Below are 26,014 nucleotides of genomic sequence, written 5' to 3' on the forward strand. Positions count from 1 at the left end.
ACCTCCACGTCTGGGCCGCGAGGAGTCCCGGCCCGCCGTGCGGGCTCCCCATCGGCGCGCTCCGTCACCACCTTCCCATGGGGACCGCATAGCCTGGTGAGAACATCGTCTACCCCTCACGTCGAGGAGTCAGGAAGGTTCCCATGCCTACGACCGTCAAGGGCGTCGTCGCCCGAGCCGAGAAGCAACCCGCTCAGCTGGTCGACATCGTGATCCCCGATCCCGGCCCGAACGATGTGGTCGTCGACATCGAGGCCACCGGCGTCTGCCACACGGACCTCGCCTACCGCGACGGCGGCATCAACGACGAGTTCCCCTTCCTGCTGGGCCATGAGTCCGCCGGCCGCGTTTCCGTGATCGGCGAGAACGTCACGCACGTGGAGGTCGGCGACTACGTCGTGCTGAACTGGCGCGCCGTGTGCGGCCAGTGCCGCGCCTGCAAGAAGGGCGTCCAGCAGTACTGCTTCGATACCCATAACGCCTCGAAGCCCATGACGCTCACCGATGGCACAGAGCTGACCGCGGCGCTGGGCATCGGCTCCTTCGCCGAGAAGACGCTGGTCCATGAGGGCCAGTGCACGAAGGTCTCCGAGGAGGCTCCGCCGGAGGTCGCCGGGCTTCTCGGGTGTGGCGTCATGGCCGGCATCGGGGCCGCGATCAACACCGGGGCCGTCCAGCGCGGCGAATCCGTCGCCGTGATCGGCCTGGGCGGCGTGGGCTGCGCGGCGATCGCCGGTGCGAAGCTGGCCGGAGCCACCACGATCATCGGCCTCGACGTCGACGAGAAGAAGCTGGCCGCCGCGACGGAGCTCGGTGCCACCCACACGCTGCTGACCAAGGATCTCTCCCCGCAGCAGGTCGCCGAGAAGGTCCAGGAGCTCACCGACGGTTTCGGGGCAGACGTCGTCATCGACGCGGTCGGCATCCCGCAGACCTATGAGACCGCGTTCTACTCCCGCGACCTCGCCGGCCGCGTCGTGCTGGTCGGAGTTCCGCGCCCCGACGTAAAGATCTCGCTGCCGATGCTCGATGTGTTCGGCCGCGGCGGCTCGCTGAAGTCGTCCTGGTACGGCGACTGCCTGCCCGAGCGGGATTTCCCGTACCTCACGGACCTGTTCCTGCAGGGCCGCCTCCCGCTGGACCGTTTCGTCACCGGCCGGACCGACCTGGCCGGGACCGATGAAGCGCTCGATGCCCTGCACGAGGGTGACACCCTGCGCACCGTGGCGGTGATCGGCCGATGAGCGCCCGCCTCGCCCACGCCGTCACCTCCGGCACCTTCAGCCTCGACGGGGAGACCCACGAGGTCGACAACAACGTGTGGGTGCTCGGTGACGACGAGCAGTGCGTCGTCTTCGATGCCGCACACGACGTGAATACCGTCCTCGAGCTCGTGGGCGATCGTGAATGCGTGGGCATCCTGCTGACCCACGCACACGACGACCACGTGCGGATGGCGCCGGAGCTCTCCGAAGAGCTCGACGCACCGATCCTGCTGAACCCCGCGGATCGCGAGGTCTGGCAGCTCACCCACGGCGACCTTCCCTGGGACGACGAGGTGAGCGACGGCGACATGTTCACCATCGCCGGGGTCGACCTCGAGGCACTGCACACTCCGGGCCACTCCCCCGGTTCGACCTGCTACTACGTCGAGGAGATCGGCGCCCTGTTCAGCGGCGACACCCTGTTCCAGGGCGGTCCCGGCGCCACCGGGCGCTCGTTCTCCTCGCGCGAGACCATCGAGGAATCGGTCCGGGAACGCCTCTTCGTCCTGCCCGACGACACCGTGGTGCACACCGGCCACGGCCCGGACACGACCATCGGCGCCGAGAAGAAGGCCGCACGCGGCGACTGGCTGTGAGGGCGGCCGGGGGCGTCGAGAGCGGTGACGTCGGTGCCCCTCGGATCTGCTCTCGATCGGCACGCGGTGGGGCGGGTGATCCTGCCTCAGTGCCCCCGATCGTCTCGACGGCGGTCGCGTTCGCGCGGCCGCCGTCGTCGCGTGCGGTCACGAGTGCTACGACGCGACCAAGTGACTGAACTGCCGAGCACGATGCAGGACACACGACAGCCTTCAGCCTTCAGCCCTCAGCCCTCAGCCCTCAGCCCTCAGCCCTCAGCCCTCAGCCCTCAGCCCTCAGCCCTCAGCCCTCAGCCCTCAGCCCAGAATCGCACACAGCTTCGAGAGGCCATCCGTGCAGGTCGCAAGCGCAATAGAGTTATCCACATACCTAGATCTCACGAGCGCGGCGACGTAGAATAGTACTGACATTCGACGTAGCGGCGGGCTCGGTTCTCGCCAAGGATCGCGAGGAGGCGAGAGGCGATGGGCGAGTTCGACGACAACTCGGAACCCCTGCTTCTGGCACCTCCGAGCCCCGAGGCAGCCGCCGCCATGAAACAGGCGGCCGCCCGCAGGCGTCGACGTCGTCCGGTCACGCGTGAGGGCGTCCGCCAGGTCGGCATGATCCGCTCGCCGCAGGCGGCGCAGAAGCTCGCAGAACTGTGGGACGGCGGGAAACAGGACTCCCGCCGCCTCGCCGAACGGCATCACGTCGTCATTGCGACCTCGCAGGATCCACTGGGGCCCGAGGTGGACAAAGACGGCACGGCCATGGAGGCGTTGCACGTCTCCCTCGCCCTGCGCTGCACCCGGGCCCAGGCTTCCAGCACCATTCGCGAGTCCCACCGGATCGGCGCGCTCCTCCCCCGCTGCCTCGAGCGTCTGGGGCGCGGGGAATTCCCGGCCGCGTGGTTCGAGAAGCTCGTCGAGCGCACGAGCGACCTCGAGGACGATGCCGTTCTCGAGGTCGATAGCGCGCTCGCGGAGTGGGACCTCTCCGTGAGTCCCGAGTCGTTCAGCCTCCGCCTCGGGCATCTTCTGACGGCTGTCGCCTCGCGCAGCGAGGTGCCCCAGCATGCGACGCCCGAGGCGCGACGCCGTGTCGTGCTCGACCCTCCCCGGCCGGACGGCACCGGGTGCCTGCGTATCATCGGGCCGATCCCTGAGATCCTGGACCTCAGCCGCCGGTTGGACCTGGCGGCCCATGCCGTGAAGAACGCTCAACTGTCCGCCCTCGAGGCCGGCACGCCGATCCCGGCCGATGCTGATGGCTATATCGAACGCACCGGTGAGGTGCCGTCCATCGCGGGTACCCGCTACGACGTGCTGAAGGGCACCGCCTTCGACACCGCCGGAGTCGAGGTGCCCGAGGCCCGATTCCGCCTGAACGTGACCGTGCCCGTCATGACGCTGCTCGGGGAGTCCGATGCTCCCGGAATGCTCGACGGCACCACCCCTATCCCCGCCTCGATGGCCCGCGACCTCGCCGGGCGTGAGAGCACCTGGTACCGGGTTCTCACCGATCCGACCTCCGGCCGCTTCCTGCCCGTCCCTGCCGATCGCTACCGCCCGCCCGCCGAACAGATCGAGCATCTTCGCCTGCGCCATCCCACCTGCGCGGTACCCGGGTGCAATCGCCCCACCTCCTGGCTGACAGAGTCGGACCACATCAAGGAGTTCGACCACGAGGATCCCGCCTCCGGCGGCCCGACAGATGTGGTGAACCTGCACGAGCTGTGCCGCGAGCACCACCGGCTCAAGACGTTAGGGCTGCTCGATCCGGTGCGCGACGATGCGGCAGGGAAGACCTGGTGGGACGTCTCCGAGATTCTCATGACCATGCAGGAGGACGGTCGTGATCTGGCCACGGAGCAGGTCGTGGCCGAGATGACCGCCGTGTGGGATTCCTATGAAACGGCGCGGGCGATGCGCGAAGAGACCGCACAAAGGTGGCGCGAACTGCGAGAACAAGGGCTGGCGCCCGGTGACGAAGTGACCGGGCCGGACGGCGAGGACGGATGGTGGGTGGATGAGGACGGTCGACTGCGCCCGCCACCCGATCCGCCGCCGTTCTGACCTGCCCCGGCCAGCATCCCGGGGTCGAAGACGTCCCCGTCAGCGCCACCAGCCCGGTCTCACAACGTGAGGGGGATCAACGCTGCTCGCCAGGGTGCAGGGCCGTGCTCGCCAAGGTGAACGGTTGTGCTCGCCAGGGTGCAGGGCCGTGCTCGCGAGGAATCTCAGACGGACGGCTTCGCTCCACCGTCTCGCGAAGTCTCCTCGTCGGCGTTCTTCTCAGTCTCCGTCTCGGTGCTCTGGTCGGCGTTCCTGTCAGAGATCCTGTCGAAGCCCTGCCCCTCGGCCTCGGGACGGCTCTGCGCATCTGAGTCATGAGCACGCTGCCCGCCGGTGCCCGCCTTCCCGTGCAGCCCCGCGAGATACGCGTTGTAGGCCTCCAGCTCCGCACCCCCATCACGTTCTGCCTTGCGGTCGAACTGGCGGGCTCGTCGGTCCTCGGACTTCATCCACAGCACCGCGACGATGATCGCGTACCCGACAGTGGGGATCTCAGAGACCGCCCACATGATCGATCCGCCACGGATCTGGATCAGCTCCAGCTGCTCGGTCCCGTACATGCCGAGCTCGGCATACCAGGCCGGCGCGATCAGCCAGGAAGCCGAGACCAGCGCGATGCCGAAGAACGCATGGAAGGCAAGAGTGACCAGCAGCGTGATCAGCTTCAGCAACGGGTTGATCGTCTTGGTCGCGGGATCGATGCCGATCAGCACCCAGGCGAACAGATACCCCGAGGCGAGGAAGTGCACCGTCATCAGCACATGCCCGACATGGGTGTACATCGCGGCCTCGAACAGCGGCGAGAAGTAGAAGACCACCAGGGAACCGGCGAACACCAGGCCGGCCAGCGGCGGCGACGAGACGAACTGTGCGTACCGGGAGTGCAGCGCCGCCAGCACCCATTCACGAATGCTGCGAGAACCGTCGGTCCGCGGAGCGACAGCTCGGGAGAGCAGGGTGACCGGTGCGCCCAGCACCCACAGCGGCGGCGCGATCATCATCATCGCCATGTGCTGGACCATGTGGGCGTCGAAACGGAACCGGCCCCACGCAGCAGCTCCCCCGCTGGTGACCCACGCGAGGGCCACGCAGCCCAGTACGAAGGCGAGGGTGCGGTGCCATGCCCAGGCGTCGCCGCGCCGCGCGAGACGCACCACGCCGACCACGTAGAAGACGGCCATGGTCGCGGCGAGCAGCAGCGCGATCCAGTCGGGCTGGACCAGCGTGAACATCGTCTTGGGGCCGAACTCCTGCTCCGGCGGCAGATACCCCACCAGCGAGAGGATCTTCCGAGCGCCCTCGGCGGGGACCTCCTGCGGCACCGGCGGCGCGGAACGACCCAGGGCGATCGAAGCGCCGATCACGGCGGCCATCACGACGCCCTCTGTCGCGGCCAGGTGGCGGAAACGGAGCCGCTCGCCGAGCCGTCGACGCTGCACCGCCCCGATCCCTGCCAGGGCGATGAGGCCGATGGCCTTGGCGAGCACCACACGCCCATAGCCGGTGGTCAGCAGTTCTTCCCACCCGGACATCCGGATCGAGGCACTGAGCAGGCCGCTGATCGCCAGGCAGATGACTGCAGCCAGTGCCCAGGGCGAGAAACGACGCACCGTCACCGAGACCTGCTGATCATTCAGTCGCGGGGAGATCAGCGCGATCACCAGCAGCCCACCGGCCCACACGGAGACGGCCATGAGGTGCAGGACCATCGCGTTGACGGCATTGACGTGATCGAGGCTGGCCCCGGCGTGCCCGGCCAGGCCCAGAGCGGCGACTCCCACACCGGACAGCGCCAGACCCCAGCAGGCCAGAACCGTGGAGCGTGCGAGCGCGTATGCGAGGGCCGAGAGCCCCGCCGCGATGGCGATGGTGAGCTGCACCCGACCGAGATCCCCGTCCAGGGCGATGTCCCAGACGTTCAGCCCGGAGCCTGCACCGGCGGACTCAAGACCGCCCAAGGGGATCTGCGCCACCGAGGCCACCGCCCACAGCAGGGCACCGGCCGCCCCGAGACGCACCGTGCGTCGGCGCACCGGATCCAAGGTGGTGGCCTCGCGACGGGACGGGCCGGGCAGCAGCAGCACCGCCGTGCCGCCGGCGCCGACGGCGAGCAGCAGCCCGAGGTGGTGCAGAGCACGCACGACCGGCAGACCCCAGGTGACCAGCGGTGAGGCCGGGACAAGGGTCGCCGGCTCCGCAGCACCGGTGGCGAACAGACCGACCAGAGCCGTCGCGACGGTCACAGCGAACAGCACCGGGACGGCGAGAGCGCTGACCCGCGAGGCGCGAGAGGTCATTCCCCCGCCTGTCTGCGCCGCAGTGTCTCGAACAGGCAGACCGTCGCCGCAGTGTGGACGTTCAAGGATTCGGCGTGACCGGCGAGCGGGATGCGCACCGCGAGCGGTGCAGCAGCGAGCGTGCGCTCATCCAGGCCATGGGCCTCATTGCCCAGGATCCAGGCGAGACGAGTCGGCAGCTCGGCCGTGAACAGCTCTGAGTGCGCGTATCCGCTGGTCGCTGCGGCAGTCACGTCGGCCTCGGCAAGGCCGTCGAGCACCTCGGTGATCTCCGCGCCGGTGACCACGGGAAGGTGGAAGAGGCTGCCCACGGCGGCGCGGACAGCCTTGGGCGCATAAGGGTCCGCGCACGTGCGGGTGAGCACGACCAGATCTGCGCCGGCTGCGTCGGCCGTGCGGATCAGGGTGCCCACGTTGCCGGGATCGCGCACCTCGTGCAGCACGACGACCGTGACGGGACGCCCCACGGGGAGGTTCCCGATCGCGATGAGCGCGTCGGTGACGGTCTCGGCGGGAAGGCGCCCGAGCGCGAGCACGCCCTGCGGGCTCACCAGGGACGTCGTAGCGGAGGCGCCGGCAGTCCTGTCGGCGGTGCCTGTCCCGTCGGCGGGCTCCCCCTCGGGTCCGTTCTCGCGGACCATGGCGCGGATGATCTGCTCCTCGACCTCGCGCACGGGCACCCCGGCATCGCGTGCGAGGCCGGTCAGCTCGGGGTGGGCGGCAGCGGCGCGCGCGGTGGTGAAGACCTCCACGGCGAGCTCGGCCCGGTGGGTGAGCAGCGAACGGATCGCCTGCGGACCCTCGATGCGGAATCGCTGCTGCTTGCGACGCGCAGAGCGCCCGGTCAGTGCGGCCACCTTCCGCACCCGCTCGGAGCGGGGAGAGGTGATCGGAGACTGATCCGGGCGCTCGGTCATCGCGTGATGGTGCGCGATGTCAGACTGCCGGGGCGTTGACGTCCTCGGGGAGGGCGTTCTTCGCGACCTCGACCAGAGCGGCGAATGCCGGGGCGTCGTGGACCGCGAGCTCAGCGAGCATGCGACGGTCGACCTCGACACCCGCGCGGCCGAGGCCCTGGATGAGGCGGTTGTAGGTCAGACCGTTGGCGCGGGATGCAGCGTTGATGCGCTGGATCCAGAGCTGACGGAACTTGCCCTGACGCTTCTTACGGTCACGGAAGTTGTAGGTCTGCGAATGGAGGACCTGCTCCTTCGCCTTACGGTACAGACGGGAGCGCTGGCCGCTGTAACCGCTGGCCTGCTCGAGAATTTCCCGACGCTTCTTATGGGCGTTTACCGCCCGCTTCACGCGTGCCACGTGATACTCCTTCGATCGTGTCGTTCAGGGACGCGAGAGCAGGGCTCCCACGTGGGCGATCAGCGGCCCAGCAGCTTCTTCATACGCTTGACGTCGGACTTGGCGACAGAGGTGTCGTTGCCAAGACGGCGCTTGCGGGTGGAGGACTTGGTCTCCATGAGGTGGCGTGCATTCGCCTTCTCCCGCATGAGCTTCCCCGTGCCGGTCACGCGGATGCGCTTCTTGGTCCCCGAATGGGTCTTGTTCTTCGGCATGTTGCCTGTTCTCCTTCGTACGTTCTCAGGACTCGGAGCCGGTGTCGGCGTCGGCCTCGGTCGTGGACTCGGGGTCCTCGTCGCGGGCGGCAGCCTTCTCGGCGTCAGTCTTGCGCTTGCGGGCCTCGGCCATGGCCTGGGCCTTCTTCTTGTGCGGCCCGAAGACCATCACCATGTTGCGACCGTCCTGCCGCGGGTGCGACTCGACGAATCCGTACTCGGCGACATCCTCGGCCATACGCTGCAGCAGCTTCACGCCGCGCTCAGGACGGGCCTGCTCACGACCGCGGAATCGGATGATGACCTTGCACTTGTCGCCGCCATCAAGGAACTTCTCAACATTGCGGCGCTTGGTCTCGTAGTCATGCTGGTCGATCTTCAGGCCCATACGGATTTCCTTCTGGACCGTATTCGCCTGATTCTTCCGCGCCTCACGGGCCTTCAGGTTGGCTTCGTACTTGTACTTGCCGTAATCCATGAGACGGGCGACCGGCGGGTTCGCGCCGGGTGCGACCTCGACGAGGTCGAGGTCTGCTTCCGCGGCGAGACGCAGAGCGTCCTCGACACGGACCTCGCCGACCTGCTCGCCGGCGGGGCCGACCAGAAGGACCTTGGGGACCCTGATCTGACCATTGATGCGCTGTTCGCTGATGTTGGCTCCTCACCTTGGTTCGAGTCGGACACGACGAAAGGCCCCCGCTTCATGCGGAGGCCCCAAGGTGCGCGGCGTCGGAACGCCGATCGGACACTACTGCCCGACGACCAGGCGATGACGCCCGGCTGCAATACTGACCTGGCGACGGTTCGCTCCGAGCCCGAGGGTTCAGAGCTGCTTGCCACGAGGTGGGAAGGGACTCCACTTGAGGAACGATGTGACGAGGGTTTCGACCTGTTCCAATCGACTATCCTAGCAGGAGCGTCCGTGCAGTCCAGGTGATGTGCGTCGCGTCCCGCGAGCTGCGACCAGCGAGGAGTTTTTGGTGGATACCGACCGCGACCCTACCGGGGAACCTGAACCGGAGAGCGGCTGGCCCCTCTCGCCTGGCAACGCCCCTGACAATCCCTCTGGCAGCGCTCCTGACCAGGCCGGACAGGAGCAGTCACCGCCTTCGACGAGGCAGTCACCGCCGCCCGAGCAGGCGCCGCCGAGACCCGAGCAGGCGACGTCCGCGGCGGCCGGCACCTCCCCGGGGTACGGGTACGGCTACGAGGCGGCCCCGCCCGACTCCTCCGGGAGCACTGGATCCGACGAGCCCGCCGGATCCGAGGCGGGTGCAGCTCCGAGTCACAGCAGCGGCCCCGGCACTGCCTCTGGCGACGCCGGGACCTCAGCGGCAGGCTCTGATCCGTCCACCGGCCTGCATCCGCCCACCGGCGTGCACTCCCCGACCGGCCTGCGCGGCGCCACCACGCCCCGCGCGGTGCTGCGCCCGGTTCCCGACGGTTTCCCGACGCCTCCCCCGCGGCCCACCCGCCCCAATCGTCGCCCGGCCCCGAAGCTCGAACAAGAGGCAGCGCCCCCGCGAAACCGCTGGGTGATCGCCTCGGTCGCCGTGGTCGTGGCGCTCGTACTGGTCGTCGCCATCAGCGGCAGCATCCTCGCCTACCGGGCCCTCAGCCCGGAGTCGCCCGCCGCCTCCGCGCCGTCCCCGGCCGGTGAGGACGCCGGCGGCGCGTCCGCCACCGGCGAGCTCGCGCTCGGCGATGTGACCGTCCGCGAGGCCAGCACCGAGCTCGGCGTGCGCCAGGTCGGCAACGGGGCGAGCGAACCCATGACGCCCGAGGGCGAGTTCGTGATCGTCACGATCGACGTCGACAACGGCAGCGATGCCTCCGTCACGATCGAGGGCGGCGAGCTTCTGACGACGGCCGATGGCGAGACCTACGAGCCGAACGCGGACGCCGCTCAGGCGCACGTCGCCGACTCCCAGGGCTACGGCCTGGTCACCGCTGGCCAGAGCGGCACCTTCCACTTCGTGTACGACGTCCCGGTCGGCTCCGAGCCGACCGGTGTGCACCTCGACTTCTCCGGGAACGACTCAGCCGGAGAGGGAGACCTCCCTGTGGGCGGGTGACGCCGGCGGCCGCGGCGCGACCGTCGCGGCCCCTGCCCCCATCCTGCTCTGCCCGGCGAACCTGCTCTGCCGGCGAAGCCCTGGTCACCTCTGGTGGCCACCCTGGTCACCACCGGTGACCGTCCTGGCCACTATCCGTGGCCACACCACCTGACGACGAAGGACACCCAGTGAACGAGAACCAGAACCCCGCCGCCGCTCCCCTGGACGACACGGGCGCCGACGAGCTGCGCGACATCTCCGAGGTGGCAGCGGTCGAGATCATCACGTCGGCCTGCGTGCACCTGCTGAGCGCCGCCGCGGTGAAGGTCGGACTTGCGGAGGACGAGGAGACCGGGCAGTACCAGGATCTCGCCGAAGCGCGGAAGCTGATCATCGCCCTGGCCGGTCTGGTGACCGCCGCGGCCCCCGAGATCGGCAACGAGCATGCGAGGTCCCTGCGCGATGGGCTGCGTTCCCTGCAGCTCGCCTTCGCCGAGGCGCTGCCGTTCCCGGACGCTCCGGGCGAGGCCCCGGGCGAGAAGTACACCGGCCGGGTCTCCTGACGCCCGGGGCGCGTGGTCAGGAACCGAGGACGAGCCGCAGCGAGCTGATCCGTTCAGCGACCAGCGGCTCCGCGCCGAGCCGCGCGGAGACTTCGTCGACCACGGTGCGGACCGTCTGCGCGGTGAGGCCGGGAGACAGCTGGACATGCAGGTCGACCTCGCTGCGCTCCCCCGCCCTGGCCACCAGGTCCCTCACCTGATCCGTCGCCTCGGCGATGCGGGTCAGCGAATCGGCGACCTCGGGGTCCAGATGCGGGGGGATCCACTCTCGGCCCTGCGCGAGCGCCCACAGCACGGAGCGGGGCAACTGGATCGGGCCGCCCTCGGCGGCAGGAGTCGCCGCGTCCACGAGCAACGAGGTGCAGCCTTCCTGCACGGCGGCCTGCGCAGCCTGCGGTGCCACCACGGGAACCGGGCGGGCGTCGGCGCGCCACGCGGACAGCGCCGCGGACGAGGCGAAGATCGGCAGCACCCGGCCACCATCGGGCGCGATGATCGAGACCATCGCCATGTCAGCGCCGTTGTCCCCGGTCAGCCCGTGCGCGGTGGTGCCCGTCTCGGTGGCGACCGCCATGATGGGCACCAGCACGCGGCTCTCGGCGAGCGCGGCCACCAGTGCCTGGCGGTGCGGGTCCTGGCCGGCGCGATGCGCGGCCAGGGCGTGCGCGAGAGGGGCCGGGGCAGAACCGTCATCGTCCGGGAAGGGGCTGAGCGAGTAGTCGCGGCCTTCCCAGGACACGCCCGCGGTGTCGGTCAGGGGGGACTTCTCGCGGAAGTGGGCGGGCAGCGCAGGTCGCGCCTGCTCGCCGCGCGCTGTGGCAGCGGGGTCGCGGCGCCGGCGGTCGTCCCGGTCGGTCACGGGCGCCCCGCGACGTCCAGCGCCTCACCCATCGTGAACGCCTTGGAGTACAGGGCCTTGCCCACGATGGCGCCCTCGACACCCGCGGAGACCAGCTCGCGCAGGACACGAAGATCCTCGAGCGAGGAGATCCCGCCGGAGGCGACGACCGCGGCATCGGTGCGCGCACACACGTCGCGCAGCAGCTCGACGTTCGGGCCGCGCAGGGTGCCGTCCTTGGTGACGTCGGTGACGACGTAGCGCTGGCAGCCTGCCTCGTCGAGACGCTCGAGGGTCTCCCACAGGTCACCGCCCTCACGGGTCCAGCCGCGGGCGGCGAGCGTGGTGCCGCGCACGTCCAGGCCGACGGCGATGCGGTCTCCGTGCTCGGCGAGGATCTCCGCGGTCCACTCCGGGTTCTCCAGGGCGGCGGTTCCGAGGTTGACGCGTCGGCAGCCGGTGGCCAGCGCCGCGGCGAGCGACTCGTCGTCACGGATACCGCCGGAGAGCTCGACATTCATGTCGACGGCCGCGACGACCTCTGCCAGCAGAGCCGCATTGCTGCCGCGGCCGAAGGCGGCATCGAGGTCGACCAGGTGCAGCCAGCTCGCACCTCCTTCCTGGAAGGCGAGCGCGGCGTCCAGGGGCGCACCGTAGGCGGTCTCGGAGCCGGCTTCGCCCTGCACGAGGCGCACGGCTTGGCCGGACTGCACATCGACGGCGGGGAGCAGCTCGAGGATCGGAGCGGTCATGGGTGCCTCCTGGAAGCGGGATGGTGCGGGGTCGATGCCCGCGCAGGGGATGGAGTTCAGGGGTCGAGCACGGGCGGGCGCCGCGGCGATCAGCCGGTCTGGATCCTCCAGATCGCCACGGCGAAGCAGGCGAGACCTATCAGCGCGAGGCCGGCGATGGCCCACCACGGCTTCTGGGACCGGTAGAAGGACCAGGCACCGCCGAGGAACATGCCCCCGGCGAACAGCACGGCGAACGCGAGGAGCATCAGTGGTTCTCCTGCCCGGTCGCGGGGGTCGAGGAGCCGCCGGCCTCTCGATGCGGCAGCGTGGCCAGCCAGTTGGTCAGCAGCCTCGCGCCCGCGTCCCCGGACTTCTCGGGGTGGAACTGGGTCGCGGTCAGCGCATCGTTCTCGACGGCCGCGATGAAGCGGTCGCCGTCATGCTCGGCCCAGGTGACCTTCGGCGCGGGAAGGGAACCGATCTGTTCCATCTGCCACTGACGAGCCGCATAGGAGTGCACGAAGTAGAAGCGCTCCCCTTCGATGCCGTCGAACAGGCGCGTGCCCTCAGCAGCTTCGACGGTGTTCCAGCCCATGTGGGGCACGACCGAAGCGTCGAGCCGCGTGATCTCGCCGGGCCACTGCCCCAGCCCGTCGCTGCGCTCACCGTGCTCGGTCCCGGCGTCGAACATGATCTGCAGTCCCACGCAGATGCCCAGGACGGGGCGCCCGCCGGCGAGACGACGCTCGATGATGCGGTCCCCGCCCACGGCGAGCACCTGCTCGAACGTGGCGGCGAAGGCTCCGACGCCGGGGACGACGAGCCCGTCGGCCGCGAGGGCACGCTCGCGGCTCGCCGTGAGCTCGACGTCGGCCCCAGCCGCCTCGAGGGCGCGCACCACGGAGCGGACGTTGCCCGAGCCGTGATCGAGGACAACGACCCGCGGGCCGCACCCTGCGAGGTCCGGTCCCGCCGGCGCCGGGGTGGCCTGCGCGAGTTCGGGCTGCGCTGTGTGATCCGTCGAGGAGCCGGCCTCGGTCACTTGCGCTTCTTCCCGCGGGCGATCCATTCCAGGGCGTCGGCCCGGGTGACCGTGGAGGGGTCGATGCCCTCGTCCAGCTCGTCGAGCCCGGTCGCGCCGAGCAGAAGCTCCTCGACGACATCATCGACCGCTCCGAGCACGATCGCGGGCGAGACGTCCTCGCCGCGATCCCCGTTCTTGTATCGGGTCGCGGTCATGCGGTCGCCGCGGCGCCAGAACAGCACGATGCCGTTGCGCTGCAAGGCGGTCGAGGCGATCGAGGCGAGGTCATGGGCGGCAGTCTCCGCGAGCGGGCCGACAGCGATGGCACCCGTGCTGGTGTCGAGCGAGCGGCTGCCGGTGGGGATGTCGATCCCGTCGGTACGGGCCTCACGGCCCAGACGGATCGCGCCGGCCAGGGCCTTCGCGGAGGCGACGGAGGTGGCGACCACCGCGATGGTCGGTATCTCGGCCTCTGCCTCGTCCTCGGCCGCATCGGACAGGACGTCCTCGACGGTCAGCGGGGCGTCCTCGAGCGAGAGCCCCTCGGTCAGACGCGCGAACTCGGCATCGATGTCGTCCGCAGGCTGGCCGGACGCGTTCTCCTCCGGTTCCTCCGGGGAGCCCTCATGCGGATCGCGGGGGTCGGCGGTGCTCACAGGGCTCCCTTCGTGGAAGGCACGTCCAGGACGCGCTCATCGTAGGCGCAGGCGGCGCGCAGCGCACGGGCGAGAGCCTTGAACTGCGCCTCGACGACGTGGTGCGGGTCGCGTCCGGCAAGCAGCCGGATGTGCAGGCAGATCGCCGCGTGGTGCGCGAGGGACTCGAAGACGTGACGGGTCAGCGAGCCGGTGAAGTGCCCTCCGATGAGGTGCAGGGCCTGGGCCTCGCTCTCGCCGGTGTGCACGCAGTACGGGCGACCGGAGAGATCGACCACGGCCTGGGCCAGCGACTCGTCCAGCGGGACCATCGCGTCCCCGAAGCGGGCGATGCCCTTCTTGTCACCGAGGGCCTCGCGCAGTGCCTGACCGAGCACGATCGCCGTGTCCTCGACGGTGTGGTGCGCGTCGATGTCGATGTCACCGGTGGCCCGCACCGTCAGGTCGAAGCGGGCGTGGGTGCCCAGCGCGGTGAGCATGTGGTCGAAGAACGGCACGGACGTCGACACGTCGACCTGGCCGGTTCCGTCGACGTCGAGGGTGACCTCGACGGAGGACTCGCGGGTGCTGCGCGTGATGCTCGCCGTGCGGGACGGGCGTGCAGGGGTGGTGGGGTCGGTCATCGGGGGTCTGCCTCCTCGAGGGCGGTACGGAATGCGGCGTTGTTCTCGGGCGTGCCGACGGACACGCGCAGCCAGCCGGTGGGGCCGACGGCACGGACCAATACGCTGCGCTGCAGGAGCGCCTCGAACACGGCGTCGCGGTCGGCGAAGGTGCGGAACAGGATGAAGTTCGCGTCGGACGGTGCCACGGCGTGGCTCCGGGCGCTCAGGTGCTCGGCCAGGGCGTCACGCTCCGCGCGCAGCAGCGCCACCTTCCCGAGCAGCTCGTCACGGTGGGCGAGCGCCGCGCGAGCGACGGCCTGGGTGATGGCGGAGAGGTGGTACGGCAGGCGGACGACCCGCACGGTGTCGACGATCGTCGGCGCGGCGACCAGGTAGCCGAGTCGGGCACCGGCCAGGGCGAAGGCCTTGGACATGGTGCGGGTGACGACGAGGTTCGGGTGCTTCTCCAGCAGGGTGAGCGCGCTGGGCACGCCGTCACGACGGAACTCGCCGTAGGCCTCGTCCACCACCAGCAGGCCGCGAGTCTCGGCCAGGGCGGTGGCGGCAGCGTCGACCACGTCCAGCGCGAGCGCGGTCCCGGTGGGATTGTTCGGGCTGGTCAGCACCACGATGTGCGGCCGGTGCGCGGCGATCGCCGCGGTGACCGCCTCGACGGTGAGCGCGAACTCGGGCGGTGCCCCCCGTTCGGCCGTGACCCACGTCGTGTAGGTGTCTCGCGCATACTCCGGATACATCGAGTAGTGCGGGGTGAAGCCGAGCGCGGTGCGGCCCGGGCCGCCGTACGCCAGCAGCAGCTGATGCATGATCTCGTTGGAGCCGTTGGCGGCCCACACCGCCTCCGGCGCGGGGGCGCTGATGGCGGACTCCGCGGCGAGGTACTGCCCGAGATCGGCGCGCAGGGCGAGAGCCTCCCGATCCGGGTACCGATTCAGACCGACGGCGGCCTCGGCGGCGGCCCGGCCGATGTGTTCGGCGAGGGCGGGCGAGGGTCCGTAGGGGTTCTCGTTCACGTTCAGCGCATGCTCGACCTCGAGCTGCGGAGCACCGTAGGGCGCGTCGCCCGCGATGCCGTCGCGCGGCAGGGGCAGCGCGGCGGTGGCCGTGGTCGGAGTGGAGTTCTCAGGCATGGCCTCCATGGTAGTTCGCGAGTGGCCCGGACGACCCGCGCGACCACCACCGGGACGGGTCACGGCTCGGTCCCGCGGGCCGGGCGTGGCACCGTTCACAGGTGGCGGCAGCTGGGACGGCCGGGCCGGGCTCGCCAGTACCCTGGTGCGATGTTCCGTTCCCTGGGTGCCCTGGTCGGCGACCTGCTGGTCGTCATCCTCTTCGTCGCAGTCGGTTTCGTGCAGCACGGCACGCCGCTGACCTCGGAGAACATCTTTCTGGTGGGCTGGCCGTTCGCCGTGGGCGTGCTGCTGGGCCATCTCGCGATCCGGGCCTGGCGGGCACCGTTCCGGATCTGGCCGCACGGGGTGTTCGTGTGGGCGATCACTCTCGCGACCTCGATGGCGATCCGCACCCTCTTCTCTGCGGGCACCGAGGTGTCCTTCCTCATCGTCACTGCCGTGACGACCGCTGTGCTGATGCTCGGCTGGCGCGCGATCGCGCTGTTCGCCACCCGCAGCGAGCGGCCGCGACCGACAGTCGTCACCGGCGGCGAAGCCTCGACTCCGGCCGCTGCCGACAAGAAGCACACCTCGTCGAACTCCTGAACTCCTCGACCATGAAGCCTCCCCGGCAGGGCGCGATCTTCATGCCGCAGTAGGTGGGTCGCTGTCGAGGACGGTCGCCGGAACACCGCGATGCACTGACAGGGCTGTGGTGTTCCAGGCATACACCGACTCGAACGAGATTCTTGCTCGCGGGCAGCGCGGTGGCCGCGCTGCCCGCTCCCCCGGTCAGCTCTCGAAGCGGATATCGATCGCGGTGCCGTGGGCGGGCAGGCCTTCGGCCGCTGCCAGGGTGGTCGCGGCGCTGCGTGCAGTGGCCAGGGCGTCGCGGTCGTAGTGGACCACGTGGATGCCGCGCAGGAAGGTCTGCACCCCCAGGCCCCCGTTGAAGCGCGAGCTGCCGCCGGTGGGAAGCACGTGGTTCGAGCCGGCGGCATAGTCGCCCAGGCTCACCGGACTGTGGGACCCGACGAAGACGGCCCCGGCATTGGTGACCCGGGCGGCCACTGCGGTGGCGTCGGCTGTCTGGATCGCGAGGTGCTCGGCCCCGTACGCATCGACCACGGCGAGGCCCTGGTCGATGTCGTCGACCAGAACGACACCGCTCTGCATCCCGCGCAGCGCCTCCTCGATGCGACCCCGGTGCAGGGCCTTCGGGACCTGTGCGGCAAGCTCCGCCTCCACGGCACCGACCAGGGCCTCGTCGTCCGTGACCAGAACACTCGCTGCCAGCGGGTCGTGCTCGGCCTGGGAGATGAGGTCCGCGGCGACGAATGCGGGGTTCGCGGTGGCGTCGGCGAGGATCGCGATCTCGGTGGGACCCGCCTCGGCGTCGATCCCCACGACCCCGCGCACCAGACGTTTCGCGGCGACGACATAGACGTTCCCCGGCCCGGTGACGAGGTCCACGGGCTCGAGCGCCACCCCGTCACCGAGGTCCTCGGCACCGTGCGCGAGCAGGGCGATCCCTTGGGCGCCGCCGGCGGCGACCACCTCGCGCACGCCCAGCAGCGCGCAGGCGGCGAGGATCGTGGGATGGGGCAGGCCGCCGAACTCCTTCTGCGGCGGGGAGGCGAGCACGATCTCCTCGACACCCGCGACCTGAGCGGGCACCACGTTCATCACCACGGAGCTGGGCAGCACTGCTCGCCCGCCGGGGACGTAGAGGCCGACGCGGCGCACCGGCACCCAGCGCTGGGAGACCGTGCCGCCGGGGACCACCTCGACCGTCTCCTCGGGTCGTTCCTGGGCGGAGTCCACGCGGCGCACGCGGGCCGCGGATTCCTCGAGCGCAGCGCGGATCTGCGGATCGAGCTCCTCGAGGGCGCGCTGCAGCTCGGCCTGCGGGACCCGCAGATGCTCCGGCCGCACCCCGTCGAAGCGCTCGGAGGCGTCGAGCACGGCCGCGGCGCCGCGTGCGGCGACGTCCTCGACGACAGGACGCACGGCCGCAGTCGCGGCGTCGACGTCCAGCTCGGCGCGCGGCAGCGCCGCCGTGAGCTCGGCGGCGGTCAGGGTGCGCGCACGCAGGTCGGTCACGGCGAGGAACGGGGCAGGAACGGACATGGGCTCAGTCTAGGAGTTCGCCGAGCAGGCGGATCTCCCGGGCCGTGGAGTGGTCGGACCAGGAGATCACGGGTGGCCACTCCGCGATCTCTGCTTCCGCACTGGTCACGGCAGCGCCGGTGACCACCAGGATCCGCCCCCGAGGGAGCAGATGACCCGTGGCCGCCCGGTTCCAGGCCGTGCGCGCGGCGAGCTGCGGGAGGCGGAACCAGACGGCGACGATCGCCTCGAACTGCCGCCCGTCCTCCACGGGATAGGGCTCACCGCTCAGATCGGCCGTGATCGCCGTGTAGTCGCCCGGGGTCTCCGCCGCCCGGCGTCGCGCATCGCGGGTCGCCGTCTGCGAGAGGTCGATCCCGAGCACTCGATGTCCACGCTCGGCCAGCCAGATCCCGTGGCGCCCGTACCCGTCGCCGGGGCACAGGATCCGCGCGCCGGGCACGAGGCCCGCAGCCAGAGGACCGTCGGTGATGGCCCACGCCACGAATTCGTTCGGCTCGTCCCCGAACGGGCGACCGTGCTTCGCATAGCGCTCGTCCCAGTCCATGGCCTCCCCTCCGGTGTGCAGCAGACGCCATCCCGGGCATCGCGTCCACGATCGCACGAGGCAGGGGGATGCCCCGACGCAGTCACCAACTCGCCGTGCTCACCCCGGGGGAAGGACCTCCGGCGCCGTGGCGTCTCCCGAGGCGGCTAGTGTCATCCCCGTGCTCGTCGCCTTCCTCCTCACCCTCGTCGCCGGTGGCGCCACCAGCATCGGCGCCGCGCTCGGCGTCCTCGGCAGAGGCACGAATCCGAAGATGCTCGCCGGCGGTCTCGGGCTGTCGGCCGGGGTGATGCTCTACGTCTCCTTCGTCGAACTCATGCCTCAGGGCGCGCTCGTCCTCTCCGGCGGCGGCGCCCCGACCACGCGCGGCACGTCGCTCGCCGTGGTCTCCTTCTTCGTCGGCATCGCGCTGATCGCCGTGCTGGATCGCCTGGTGCCGACGGCGGTCAGCCCGCACGAGTTCGCCGGGCGCATGAGTGGCACCGCCGGGCAGGCCGAGGTGCGCGAACCTGATGAGCAGGCCGCCGACCGCGCCCTGCGGGCGCGGCTGCTGCGCACCGGAACGGTGACCGCCGCGGCCCTCGCCCTCCACAACGTGCCCGAAGGGTTCGCGACGTTCGTGGCGGCCCTGCAGGCCCCCGAGATCGCGATCCCCGTGGTCGCCGCGATCGCCCTGCACAACATCCCCGAAGGACTCGCCGTCGCGGTGCCGGTGCGCCGCGCGACCGGCTCCCGGAGCAAGGCGTTCTGGCTGGCCACGATGACGGGTCTCGCCGAGCCGGTCGGCGCGATCCTCGGGTTCCTGCTGCTCGCACCCCTGCTCAGCGGCAGTGCGATGGGCGCGATCCTGGCCGGCGTCGCCGGGGTGATGGTGTTCGTCTCGCTCGATGAGCTGCTGCCCGCCGCCGAGGAGACGGGCGAGCACCATACGGTCATCTACTCGCTGATCGCCGGGATGGCGATCATGGCGGTGACCCTGATCGTGCTGTGAGCGCGCACCACCTCGGGTACGTTGCTGCGTCAGGGGACGTCCCCCGGGGTCGGAACGTCCCGGGGCGATCGGCAGAGGGGGCACGCGGCATGGTCGGGCACAGCAGAGGCGCGCGCCGCCGTACTCGCACGGCGAGCGCGCTCGCCATCGCGGCGATGGTGCTGGCCCTGGCGGCCTGCGACGGGAGTCCCCGCGGGGACGTTGACGACACCACCCGGCCCGCCGACCCCCTGGACCCCCGCGTCGTGGCCGAGTCCGCGACCACCAGCGTCGATCCCTCCTGGCTCTGCGATCCCGGAGGCGACGCCGACGCCCCCGAGCACAGCGGGGAGCCCGGCGTGCTCTCCCCCGGGTCGGTGCAGGCCGAGGGCAACCACGTGACGGTCACCGGAGCGTTCCGACTCGGCGAGGATTCCGAGTACGGCGGTTTCATCCCTGACGCGGAGATCGTGCCCTCGCATCCGGAGAACCGGGGCGCCCCCGCGCAGGGGTACGAGGGCCAGCTGGGCGTCGAGGGTGCGCCGGCACCGCCGATGGTGGCCCGTGAGCGGGTCGAGGTCCCGGGCGAAGGTGCGGCTCCGTCCTCCGCGACCGCCCAGCTGACCCTCGGCACCTGCGATGACGCCCCTCTGCCCGATGGCCAGTACCTGCTCTCCCTCTCCGGCGGCGGGGTCGACGGCCCCGGGCGCGACGAGGACGGCTGGAGCTCGTCCCAGGATGTTCTGCTCGACGTCGTCGGCGGCGAGCTGCGAGCGGTGCCCGGCGCGGTCACCGCCCCTGAGGGCGAGATCCCCGCGGATCTCTCGCCGCTGGGGTGCCGCGCCCCGCTGAAGGCCGTCGGCGACGGCGACGGCCTGAACGTCGCTGTGAGCGAGCAGGAGACCAGCGTCTCGACGCTCTTTTCCGAGGAGGCGGACGGCGTCGCCGTCGATGCCCAGGTCACCGTCACCGCGAAGGATCTCGGCACCCGGGCCCTGCTGCAGGGCGTCGTCCTCACGTCCCCCGACAGCGGCACCGTCGTGGCCGGTGCGCGCAACGCCCCCGCTGTCGGCCTGCAATGGATCGACGAGGACGGTGTGAGCACGGCGGAATCCGCCTGGACCACGCGACTGACCTGCACCCACGCCCCGCTGAATGCCGGAAGCTATGAGGCCCATGGCTTCGCGGTCACGGTCGACCAGGAGGGGGCGACGCACATCGTCCTGTCGGACCCGTGGACCGTCGACGTCGTCGAGGGCGACGCGGCGGCCTGAACCGCGCTGCTCGGGCACCCGCCGACGGGCTCCGCGAGAGCCTGCACGAGGAGCGCCGGGAGGCCCTCGTCACGTACCGTGGTGGCATCCGCACCGACTCCGCGGGCTTCTGCCCGCCGTCCATTAGTCTTGACGTCAAGACAAATGCCGCACCGACCCGAGGGAGCCCCGCGACACATGGCGCGCATCATCTACACCCACACCGACGAGGCACCGATGCTGGCGACCGCATCGTTCCTGCCGATCCTCGACGCCTTCTCGAACACCGCCGGGATCGACGTCACCACGCGTGACATCTCCCTGGCCGGTCGCATCGTCGCGGTCTTCTCCGACCTGCTGCCCGAGGACCAGCGCGAAGCAGATGCACTTGCCGAGCTGGGCGAGCTGGCCAGGACCCCCGAGGCCAACATCATCAAGCTGCCCAACATCTCCGCTTCGGTGCCGCAGCTGAAAGCCGCCATCGCGGAGCTGCAGGGCCTGGGCATCTCCCTGCCGGACTACCCCGAGTCCCCGTCCACCGACGAGGAGAAGGACATCCGCGCCCGCTACGACTCGGTCAAGGGCTCGGCCGTGAACCCGGTGCTGCGCGAGGGCAACTCGGACCGCCGTGCGCCTGCCGCGGTGAAGAACTTCGCCAAGGCGCACCCGCACCGGATGGGCGAGTGGAGCACGGACTCCAAGACCTCCGTGCCGACCATGGGCAAGGACGACTTCCGCGACAACGAGCAGTCCGTCGTCCTTCAGGCCGAGGACACCTTGTCGATCGTGCACATCGCCGCCGACGGCAGCGAGAGCGTGCTCAAAGCATCGCTGCCGGTGCTGACCGGAGAGATCGTCGACTCCACCGTGATGCGCGCCGCAGCGCTGGACGCGTTCCTGCGCGAGCAGATCGCCGCTGCCAAGGAGCAGGGTGTGCTGTTCTCCCTGCACCTCAAGGCCACCATGATGAAGGTGTCCGACCCGATCCTGTTCGGTCACGCAGTGACCGCCTTCTTCCCCACCCTGTTCACCCAGTTCGGTGATCAGCTCGCCGCAGCGGGCCTGTCCGCGGACCACGGCCTGGGCGGCATCCTCGCCGGCGTCGAGGACCTCGAGGAATCCGTGCGCGAGGGCGTCAAGGCCGCCATCGAGCAGGATCTCGCCGACGGCCCGGACCTGGCGATGGTCAACTCCCACAAGGGCATCACCAACCTCCACGTCCCCTCCGATGTCATCGTCGATGCGTCGATGCCCGCGATGATCCGCACCGCGGGCCACATGTGGAACCAGGACGACGCCGAGCAGGACACCCTCGCGGTGATCCCCGATTCCTCCTACGCCGGCGTCTACGCGGCGACCGTCGAGGACTGCCAGACGAACGGGGCCTTCGATCCGACCACCATGGGCACCGTCCCCAACGTCGGCCTGATGGCGCAGAAGGCCGAGGAGTACGGCAGCCACGACAAGACCTTCGAGATCGAGGCCGACGGCCGGGTCGAGGTGCGCGACGCCTCCGGTGCCGCTCTGATGAGCCACGACGTCGCCACCGGGGACATCTTCCGCGCCTGCCAGGCGAAGGACGCCCCGATCCGCGACTGGGTGCAGCTCGCGGTGCGCCGCTCGCGCGAATCCGGGATGCCCGCCGTGTTCTGGCTCGACGAGTCGCGTGCCCACGACCGCAACCTCATCGCCAAGGTCGAGGCGTACCTGGCCCAGGAGGATGTCGACGGACTCGACCTCCAGATCCTGTCACCCGTCGCGGCCACCCAGCACACCCTGGCGCGCGTGCGCCGGGGCGAGGACACCATCTCGGTGACCGGCAACGTGCTGCGTGACTACCTCACCGACCTGTTCCCGATCATGGAGCTGGGCACCAGCGCCAAGATGCTCTCGGTGGTGCCGCTGATGAACGGCGGCGGCCTGTTCGAGACCGGTGCGGGCGGCTCCGCGCCCAAGCACGTCCAGCAGCTCGTCGAGGAGAACTACCTGCGCTGGGACTCCCTCGGCGAGTTCCTCGCCCTGGCCGAGTCGCTGCGTCACCTCGCGCGCACCGCGGACAACGCGCGCGCCCGAGTTCTGGCCGACGCGCTGGACCGCGCCACCGAGACCCTGCTCAGCGAGGGCAAGTCCCCGCAGCGCAAGCTCGGCTCGATCGACAACCGCGGCAGCCACTTCTACCTCGCCCTGTACTGGGCGCAGGAGCTGGCCCAGCAGAGCGAGGACACCGAGCTCGCCACCGCCTTCGGCCCCATCGCGAAGGAGCTCGTCGACGGCGAGCAGACCATCGCCGAGGAGCTGCTCGCGGTGCAGGGCGAGCCAGCGGATATCGGCGGCTACTACCGCCCGGACCTGGAGAAGATCGCCACGGTGATGCGTCCGTCGGCGACCTTCAACCGCATCCTCGAGGAGATCTCCGCGGCGCTGTGACGCCGCAGCCCTCCTGAAGACCGCTGTCGACGCCGGTCCGGCCGCCCTGCGCGGACCGGGCCGGCGTCGGCCGTTGTCACGTCCGATCCTGTTTCCGCCCGGTCGGTGGCCGGCTTGCCCCTCACCTGGAAGGTGCGTCCGTGACCGTCATCTCCTCCCCCGTCGACGGCATCGACCTGCGCTACGACGTCCGCGGCAGCGGCGCCCCGGTCGTGCTGCTCCACGGCTCCGTGCTCTCGCGGGCGATCTGGCGCGGGCTCGGCTACCTCGAGCCCCTCGCCGCCGATCACACGGTGATCCGGATGGACCTGCGCGGCCACGGCCGCTCCGGCGCCCCGCACGATCCTGCCGCCTATACCCAGGAGGTCTTCCTCGCGGACCTGCTGGCCGTCCTCGACGCCGAACGCATCGGCCGCGCCGCGCTGGTCGGCTACTCGCTCGGCGCCCGCATCGCCCTCACCGCGGCGCTCGAGCATCCTGCGCGCGTCTCGCGCCTGGTGAGCCTCGGAGGGTCTGCCGCCGCGCAGAGGGGGCAGGTGGACTCGGTGTTCTTCCCAGGAGTCATCGACGCGGTGCACGAGGGCGGGATGGAGGCGTTCTGCGCCGGACAGGAGCTGGGGCCGGAGGTCACGTCGCGCCGCGCCCGTGCCACCCGTACCGCGTTCCTCGCCGCCGACCGCCGCGCGATGGCAGCCCTGTTCACGGCCACCGATGCCACCGCCGGCGTGCCCGAAGAGACCCTCGCGCACTGCCCGGTCCCCGCGCTGTGGATGGCGGGCACGCAGGATCACCCGCGGTACGAGGAATCGCGTCGGGCCGCCGCCGCCATGCCTGATGCAGACTTCGTGGCGCTGCCCGGCCGCGATCATGGCGGGACCCTGTTCCCCGCGGACGAGGTCCTGGACCATGTCCTGCCGTTCCTGTCCTGACCCGCAAGGAGGAGTTCCATGGCCGTGATCCGTGACATCGTCCTGGACTGTCGGCACGCCGCCGCCCTGGCCCGTTTCTGGGCGCTGGTCCTCGACGACTACGAGGTGGCTCCGTACGACGACGAGGAGCTGGCGCGGCTGCGCTCCCTCGGGATCACCGACCTGGAGGACGATCCCACGGTCCTCGTCGAGGGCCCCTCGGGCGCCCCGCGGCTGTGGTTCCAGAGCGTCCCGGAAGCGAAGACCGTCAAGAACCGAGTCCATCTCGACGTGACCGCCTCAGACCTCCGGGCGGAGGTCGAGCGGCTCATCGCGCTGGGGGCGACACGGTACGAACCTTCTTCCGCGCAGGACGACCTCGTGGTGCTGTGCGATCCCGAAGGCAATGAGTTCTGCGTGGTCCGTGCCTGATCCTCGGCCGCTGCGCCGCGCCCGTCACCCCACGAACTGGCGTACGAGGGCGATCAGCGCGACGACGACGATGATGCCGCGCAGCAGCCACTCGGGCATCAGCTTGGCCAGGTGTGCGCCGAAGTAGCCGCCCAGCAGTGCCCCGACCGCGATGGCCGCGGTCGCAGCCCAGACGATCTCCGCACCGGCCACGACGTACGCGATGACATACACGAGTGCGGCCGCGAGGTTCACGATCAGGCTCATGAGGTTCTTGACGCTGTTCACGGATCTCATGGATCGCCCTGTGAAGGTGCCGAGGATGCCCAGGTAGAGGATGCCCTGCGCGGCGGTGAAGTACCCGCCGTAGACGGATGCCGCACCCATGGAGCCGATCAGAGCCGGCGAGCGCAGGGGGCTGCGCTCGGGCGCGGCGTCGGCGGTCCCACCCCGACGTGTCGCTCGTCGGTCCTGCCTCAGACGGAGCGCCGAGGTGAGGCGCTTCTGGAAGATGACCATGAGCAGGGCGACCACGATGAGCACGGGGACGACGACGTCGAGTGCCTCGGCCGGGGACACCAGCAGCAGGATCGATCCGAGGGTGGCGCACAGCGCCGCCGTGATCGCAACAGGGGGTAGATCGTGCTTCTCAGCGGCGATCTCCTTGCGATAGCCGACGACGGAGCCGATCGTCGAGAAGAGCATGCCGACGGTGTTCGTTCGCACCGCGACGCCGGGCGGGATGCCCAGAGCCAGCAGTACCGGGAGTGTGAGCAGGGACCCCGAGCCGACGGCCGCATTGATAGCACCTGCGAGCGTGCCCATCACGAGCAGGACGATGAGGGAGACGGGTTCCACGAGGGACGACCCTACTGCTGGGAGCGATCCGGTGGCGCGCCGTCCGGGCCGCGGGCACCCTGAGGCGGGACCGGGGAGATCAGTCCGCGAGGTCTTCGAGCGCCTCCTGGAGCACCACGGCATGATTGTGCTCGCGGTCCTTCGACGCGTACAGCAAGGTGATACGGGTTGCTGCTGCCTTCCGAGCCCGCTCCAGCAGCTCCTTCGCGGCGCCGCTGTCGTCGAGCTCGCGGCGATAGTGGCGGGAGAACTCCTGGAAGTCCAGGTCGCCGCTGTGGAAGGCCGTGCGCAGTTCCGAGCTCGGGGCAGCGTCCTTGTCCCAGACGTCGTGCGCCACGCGTTCCTTCTTGATGCCGCGCGGCCACAGTCGGTCCACCAGCACCCGGTGCTCGCCGGTGCCGGAGCCGTCATCATTCAGAATGTCGTGCACCTTGGCCACGGTGATGTCGATCGTGCTCATGGCGTGCTCCTTCCCGCGTGGAGAGAACAGGACCCGGCACGCGCAGTGCGGGCCGGGTCCTGGTGGCCGGATCGTGCCGGCCTCAGCTCAGCTCAGTTCGGGCGATCACCGGGTCAGGCGAGAGCGGCCTTCGCGGCGTCGTAGTCCGGCTCCTCGCTGACCTCGGCGACCTGTTCGGTGTAGACGACCTTGCCCTTGGCATCGGTCACCATGACCGCGCGGGAGTGCAGGCCGGCCAGCGGCCCGTCGGTCATGGTCACGCCGTAGTCCTCGCCGAAGGAGGAGCGGAAGTCGGATCCGGTGACGACGTTCTCGAGGCCCTCGGCTCCGCAGAAGCGGGCCTGGGCGAACGGCAGGTCCTTCGAGACGCAGACGACCACGGTGTTCTCGAGGCCGGCGGCGAGCTCGTTGAACGCGCGCACCGACATCGCACAGGTGCCGGTGTCCAGCGAGGGGAAGATGTTCAGGACGACGCGCTTGCCGGCGAGGTCATCGCTGGCGATGGGCGCGAGATCCTGGCCGACGAGCTCGAAGTCCGGAAGGGCAGAGCCTTCGGCGGGCAGTTCGCCGAGAGTGCTGACGGGGGTGTTCTTGAAGGTGATGGAAGCCATGACCCCATACTCCCGTTCCTCCCTGTACGTCACAACCTGCGCCCT

28 protein-coding genes are annotated in these 26,014 nt (G+C 70.3%); 11 read left to right on the top strand and 17 right to left on the bottom strand.

What is annotated here, in order from left to right:
• Positions 1–143 precede the first annotated feature (143 nt).
• The 3 genes from INT51_RS00105 (at position 144) to INT51_RS00115 (ending at position 3,919) form a co-directional block, all read left to right on the top strand.
• The gene (locus INT51_RS00105; protein ID WP_193103164.1) at positions 144–1,244 is read left to right on the top strand and encodes an S-(hydroxymethyl)mycothiol dehydrogenase; all 1,101 of its coding nucleotides are present in this window, start codon (positions 144–146) and stop codon (positions 1,242–1,244) included.
• Positions 1,241–1,861, top strand: a complete 621-nt coding sequence (locus tag INT51_RS00110) for an MBL fold metallo-hydrolase (protein ID WP_193103165.1) — start codon at positions 1,241–1,243, stop codon at positions 1,859–1,861. Before INT51_RS00105 ends, INT51_RS00110 begins: the two co-directional genes overlap by 4 nt.
• Before the next feature lie 465 nt (positions 1,862–2,326).
• Entirely contained in the window at positions 2,327–3,919 is a 1,593-nt protein-coding gene (locus INT51_RS00115; protein WP_193103166.1) for an HNH endonuclease signature motif containing protein, read from the top strand.
• A gap of 164 nt (positions 3,920–4,083) precedes the next feature.
• Here the strand turns inward: INT51_RS00115 and INT51_RS00120 are convergent, their stop codons facing one another.
• The 5 genes from INT51_RS00120 to infC are packed head-to-tail and all read right to left on the bottom strand — an operon-like array spanning position 4,084 to position 8,439.
• Complete coding sequence (locus INT51_RS00120) at positions 4,084–6,216, bottom strand: cytochrome c oxidase assembly protein (RefSeq protein ID WP_193103167.1); 2,133 nt, start codon at positions 6,214–6,216, stop codon at positions 4,084–4,086.
• Positions 6,213–7,133: an RNA methyltransferase gene (locus INT51_RS00125; protein WP_193103168.1), complete on the bottom strand. Its 921-nt coding sequence runs from the start codon at positions 7,131–7,133 to the stop codon at positions 6,213–6,215. Before INT51_RS00125 ends, INT51_RS00120 begins: the two co-directional genes overlap by 4 nt.
• Positions 7,134–7,152: 19 nt before the next feature.
• On the bottom strand, positions 7,153–7,533 hold the full coding sequence (gene rplT, locus INT51_RS00130) for a 50S ribosomal protein L20 (protein WP_193103169.1): 381 nt from the start codon (positions 7,531–7,533) through the stop codon (positions 7,153–7,155).
• A 59-nt stretch (positions 7,534–7,592) separates the two neighbouring features.
• The gene (gene rpmI / locus INT51_RS00135) at positions 7,593–7,787 is read right to left on the bottom strand and encodes a 50S ribosomal protein L35 (protein ID WP_193103170.1); all 195 of its coding nucleotides are present in this window, start codon (positions 7,785–7,787) and stop codon (positions 7,593–7,595) included.
• A 25-nt stretch (positions 7,788–7,812) separates the two neighbouring features.
• Positions 7,813–8,439, bottom strand: coding sequence for a translation initiation factor IF-3 (gene infC, locus INT51_RS00140; RefSeq protein ID WP_193103520.1), 627 nt, complete (start codon positions 8,437–8,439; stop codon positions 7,813–7,815).
• A gap of 724 nt (positions 8,440–9,163) precedes the next feature.
• On the opposite strand from infC, the gene INT51_RS22600 reads away from it, so the two are divergent.
• Complete coding sequence (locus tag INT51_RS22600; protein WP_193103171.1) at positions 9,164–9,862, top strand: DUF4352 domain-containing protein; 699 nt, start codon at positions 9,164–9,166, stop codon at positions 9,860–9,862.
• Positions 9,863–10,032: 170 nt separating this feature from the next.
• The gene (locus INT51_RS00150; RefSeq protein ID WP_193103172.1) at positions 10,033–10,407 is read left to right on the top strand and encodes a DUF1844 domain-containing protein; all 375 of its coding nucleotides are present in this window, start codon (positions 10,033–10,035) and stop codon (positions 10,405–10,407) included.
• A gap of 16 nt (positions 10,408–10,423) precedes the next feature.
• Here the strand turns inward: INT51_RS00150 and INT51_RS00155 are convergent, their stop codons facing one another.
• The 7 genes from INT51_RS00155 to INT51_RS00185 form a co-directional block, all read right to left on the bottom strand.
• Positions 10,424–11,266 carry an SseB family protein gene (locus INT51_RS00155; RefSeq protein WP_193103173.1) on the bottom strand — a complete coding sequence of 281 codons (843 nt, stop codon included), beginning with the start codon at positions 11,264–11,266 and terminating at the stop codon, positions 10,424–10,426.
• Positions 11,263–11,997 carry a bifunctional 1-(5-phosphoribosyl)-5-((5-phosphoribosylamino)methylideneamino)imidazole-4-carboxamide isomerase/phosphoribosylanthranilate isomerase PriA gene (priA, locus tag INT51_RS00160; protein ID WP_193103174.1) on the bottom strand — a complete coding sequence of 245 codons (735 nt, stop codon included), beginning with the start codon at positions 11,995–11,997 and terminating at the stop codon, positions 11,263–11,265. The genes INT51_RS00155 and priA overlap by 4 nt, the downstream gene beginning before the upstream one ends.
• Positions 11,998–12,086: 89 nt before the next feature.
• Positions 12,087–12,245: a hypothetical protein gene (locus INT51_RS00165; RefSeq protein WP_193103175.1), complete on the bottom strand. Its 159-nt coding sequence runs from the start codon at positions 12,243–12,245 to the stop codon at positions 12,087–12,089.
• Positions 12,245–13,021 carry an imidazole glycerol phosphate synthase subunit HisH gene (hisH, locus tag INT51_RS00170; RefSeq protein WP_304502032.1) on the bottom strand — a complete coding sequence of 259 codons (777 nt, stop codon included), beginning with the start codon at positions 13,019–13,021 and terminating at the stop codon, positions 12,245–12,247. The genes INT51_RS00165 and hisH overlap by 1 nt, the downstream gene beginning before the upstream one ends.
• Complete coding sequence (locus tag INT51_RS00175; RefSeq protein WP_193103177.1) at positions 13,018–13,659, bottom strand: hypothetical protein; 642 nt, start codon at positions 13,657–13,659, stop codon at positions 13,018–13,020. Before INT51_RS00175 ends, hisH begins: the two co-directional genes overlap by 4 nt.
• Positions 13,656–14,282, bottom strand: coding sequence for an imidazoleglycerol-phosphate dehydratase HisB (gene hisB, locus INT51_RS00180; protein ID WP_193103178.1), 627 nt, complete (start codon positions 14,280–14,282; stop codon positions 13,656–13,658). Before hisB ends, INT51_RS00175 begins: the two co-directional genes overlap by 4 nt.
• Positions 14,279–15,421, bottom strand: coding sequence for a histidinol-phosphate transaminase (locus INT51_RS00185; protein WP_193103179.1), 1,143 nt, complete (start codon positions 15,419–15,421; stop codon positions 14,279–14,281). The genes hisB and INT51_RS00185 overlap by 4 nt, the downstream gene beginning before the upstream one ends.
• 141 nt (positions 15,422–15,562) lie before the next feature.
• Here INT51_RS00185 and INT51_RS00190 point away from each other — a divergent pair, with 141 nt between their 5' ends.
• Positions 15,563–16,000 (top strand): DUF3054 domain-containing protein, encoded by a 438-nt coding sequence (locus INT51_RS00190; RefSeq protein ID WP_193103180.1) that lies wholly within the window; start codon positions 15,563–15,565, stop codon positions 15,998–16,000.
• A gap of 186 nt (positions 16,001–16,186) precedes the next feature.
• Here the strand turns inward: INT51_RS00190 and hisD are convergent, their stop codons facing one another.
• Positions 16,187–17,524, bottom strand: a complete 1,338-nt coding sequence (gene hisD / locus INT51_RS00195; RefSeq protein ID WP_193103181.1) for a histidinol dehydrogenase — start codon at positions 17,522–17,524, stop codon at positions 16,187–16,189.
• A 4-nt stretch (positions 17,525–17,528) separates the two neighbouring features.
• Positions 17,529–18,071 carry a bifunctional 2-polyprenyl-6-hydroxyphenol methylase/3-demethylubiquinol 3-O-methyltransferase UbiG gene (locus tag INT51_RS00200; RefSeq protein ID WP_193103182.1) on the bottom strand — a complete coding sequence of 181 codons (543 nt, stop codon included), beginning with the start codon at positions 18,069–18,071 and terminating at the stop codon, positions 17,529–17,531.
• Positions 18,072–18,231: 160 nt separating this feature from the next.
• On the opposite strand from INT51_RS00200, the gene zupT reads away from it, so the two are divergent.
• From zupT to INT51_RS00225, 5 genes are all read left to right on the top strand, one after another.
• On the top strand, positions 18,232–19,062 hold the full coding sequence (zupT, locus tag INT51_RS00205) for a zinc transporter ZupT (protein WP_304502047.1): 831 nt from the start codon (positions 18,232–18,234) through the stop codon (positions 19,060–19,062).
• An 89-nt stretch (positions 19,063–19,151) separates the two neighbouring features.
• Positions 19,152–20,315 (top strand): hypothetical protein, encoded by a 1,164-nt coding sequence (locus INT51_RS00210; RefSeq protein WP_193103184.1) that lies wholly within the window; start codon positions 19,152–19,154, stop codon positions 20,313–20,315.
• 177 nt (positions 20,316–20,492) lie between these two features.
• A complete protein-coding gene (locus INT51_RS00215) occupies positions 20,493–22,721 on the top strand; it encodes an NADP-dependent isocitrate dehydrogenase (protein WP_193103185.1) in 2,229 nt (742 codons plus the stop codon).
• Positions 22,722–22,861: 140 nt separating this feature from the next.
• On the top strand, positions 22,862–23,650 hold the full coding sequence (locus INT51_RS00220) for an alpha/beta fold hydrolase (RefSeq protein WP_193103186.1): 789 nt from the start codon (positions 22,862–22,864) through the stop codon (positions 23,648–23,650).
• 18 nt (positions 23,651–23,668) lie between these two features.
• Entirely contained in the window at positions 23,669–24,061 is a 393-nt protein-coding gene (locus INT51_RS00225; RefSeq protein ID WP_193103187.1) for a VOC family protein, read from the top strand.
• Between the two features lie 24 nt (positions 24,062–24,085).
• Here INT51_RS00225 and INT51_RS00230 read toward each other — a convergent pair whose 3' ends face one another.
• The 3 genes from INT51_RS00230 to tpx all read right to left on the bottom strand — a co-directional run bounded on the left by INT51_RS00230 (position 24,086) and on the right by tpx (position 25,969).
• Positions 24,086–24,898: a sulfite exporter TauE/SafE family protein gene (locus INT51_RS00230; RefSeq protein ID WP_193103188.1), complete on the bottom strand. Its 813-nt coding sequence runs from the start codon at positions 24,896–24,898 to the stop codon at positions 24,086–24,088.
• Between the two features lie 79 nt (positions 24,899–24,977).
• Complete coding sequence (locus INT51_RS00235; protein ID WP_193103189.1) at positions 24,978–25,358, bottom strand: DUF488 domain-containing protein; 381 nt, start codon at positions 25,356–25,358, stop codon at positions 24,978–24,980.
• A gap of 113 nt (positions 25,359–25,471) precedes the next feature.
• Positions 25,472–25,969 (bottom strand): thiol peroxidase, encoded by a 498-nt coding sequence (gene tpx / locus INT51_RS00240; protein ID WP_193103190.1) that lies wholly within the window; start codon positions 25,967–25,969, stop codon positions 25,472–25,474.
• Between the last annotated feature and the right edge of the window lie 45 nt (positions 25,970–26,014).

Origin of the sequence: Brachybacterium sp. FME24, assembly GCF_014897705.1 — a bacterium.
In the GTDB taxonomy this organism is placed as follows: Bacteria; Actinomycetota; Actinomycetes; order Actinomycetales; family Dermabacteraceae; genus Brachybacterium.

Coding starts and splice junctions, on each gene's coding strand:
- INT51_RS00120 (WP_193103167.1), bottom strand. CDS start 6,216: ATGACCTCTCGCGCCTCGCGGGTCAGCGCTCTCGCCGTCCCGGTGCTG.
- INT51_RS00115 (WP_193103166.1), top strand. CDS start 2,327: ATGGGCGAGTTCGACGACAACTCGGAACCCCTGCTTCTGGCACCTCCG.
- INT51_RS00235 (WP_193103189.1), bottom strand. CDS start 25,358: ATGAGCACGATCGACATCACCGTGGCCAAGGTGCACGACATTCTGAAT.
- INT51_RS00110 (WP_193103165.1), top strand. CDS start 1,241: ATGAGCGCCCGCCTCGCCCACGCCGTCACCTCCGGCACCTTCAGCCTC.
- rpmI (WP_193103170.1), bottom strand. CDS start 7,787: ATGCCGAAGAACAAGACCCATTCGGGGACCAAGAAGCGCATCCGCGTG.
- priA (WP_193103174.1), bottom strand. CDS start 11,997: ATGACCGCTCCGATCCTCGAGCTGCTCCCCGCCGTCGATGTGCAGTCC.
- INT51_RS00125 (WP_193103168.1), bottom strand. CDS start 7,133: ATGACCGAGCGCCCGGATCAGTCTCCGATCACCTCTCCCCGCTCCGAG.
- INT51_RS00210 (WP_193103184.1), top strand. CDS start 19,152: ATGGTCGGGCACAGCAGAGGCGCGCGCCGCCGTACTCGCACGGCGAGC.
- INT51_RS00200 (WP_193103182.1), bottom strand. CDS start 18,071: ATGGACTGGGACGAGCGCTATGCGAAGCACGGTCGCCCGTTCGGGGAC.
- INT51_RS00105 (WP_193103164.1), top strand. CDS start 144: ATGCCTACGACCGTCAAGGGCGTCGTCGCCCGAGCCGAGAAGCAACCC.
- INT51_RS00190 (WP_193103180.1), top strand. CDS start 15,563: ATGTTCCGTTCCCTGGGTGCCCTGGTCGGCGACCTGCTGGTCGTCATC.
- hisB (WP_193103178.1), bottom strand. CDS start 14,282: ATGACCGACCCCACCACCCCTGCACGCCCGTCCCGCACGGCGAGCATC.
- INT51_RS00165 (WP_193103175.1), bottom strand. CDS start 12,245: ATGCTCCTCGCGTTCGCCGTGCTGTTCGCCGGGGGCATGTTCCTCGGC.
- hisD (WP_193103181.1), bottom strand. CDS start 17,524: ATGTCCGTTCCTGCCCCGTTCCTCGCCGTGACCGACCTGCGTGCGCGC.
- INT51_RS00225 (WP_193103187.1), top strand. CDS start 23,669: ATGGCCGTGATCCGTGACATCGTCCTGGACTGTCGGCACGCCGCCGCC.
- tpx (WP_193103190.1), bottom strand. CDS start 25,969: ATGGCTTCCATCACCTTCAAGAACACCCCCGTCAGCACTCTCGGCGAA.
- INT51_RS00215 (WP_193103185.1), top strand. CDS start 20,493: ATGGCGCGCATCATCTACACCCACACCGACGAGGCACCGATGCTGGCG.
- INT51_RS00185 (WP_193103179.1), bottom strand. CDS start 15,421: ATGGAGGCCATGCCTGAGAACTCCACTCCGACCACGGCCACCGCCGCG.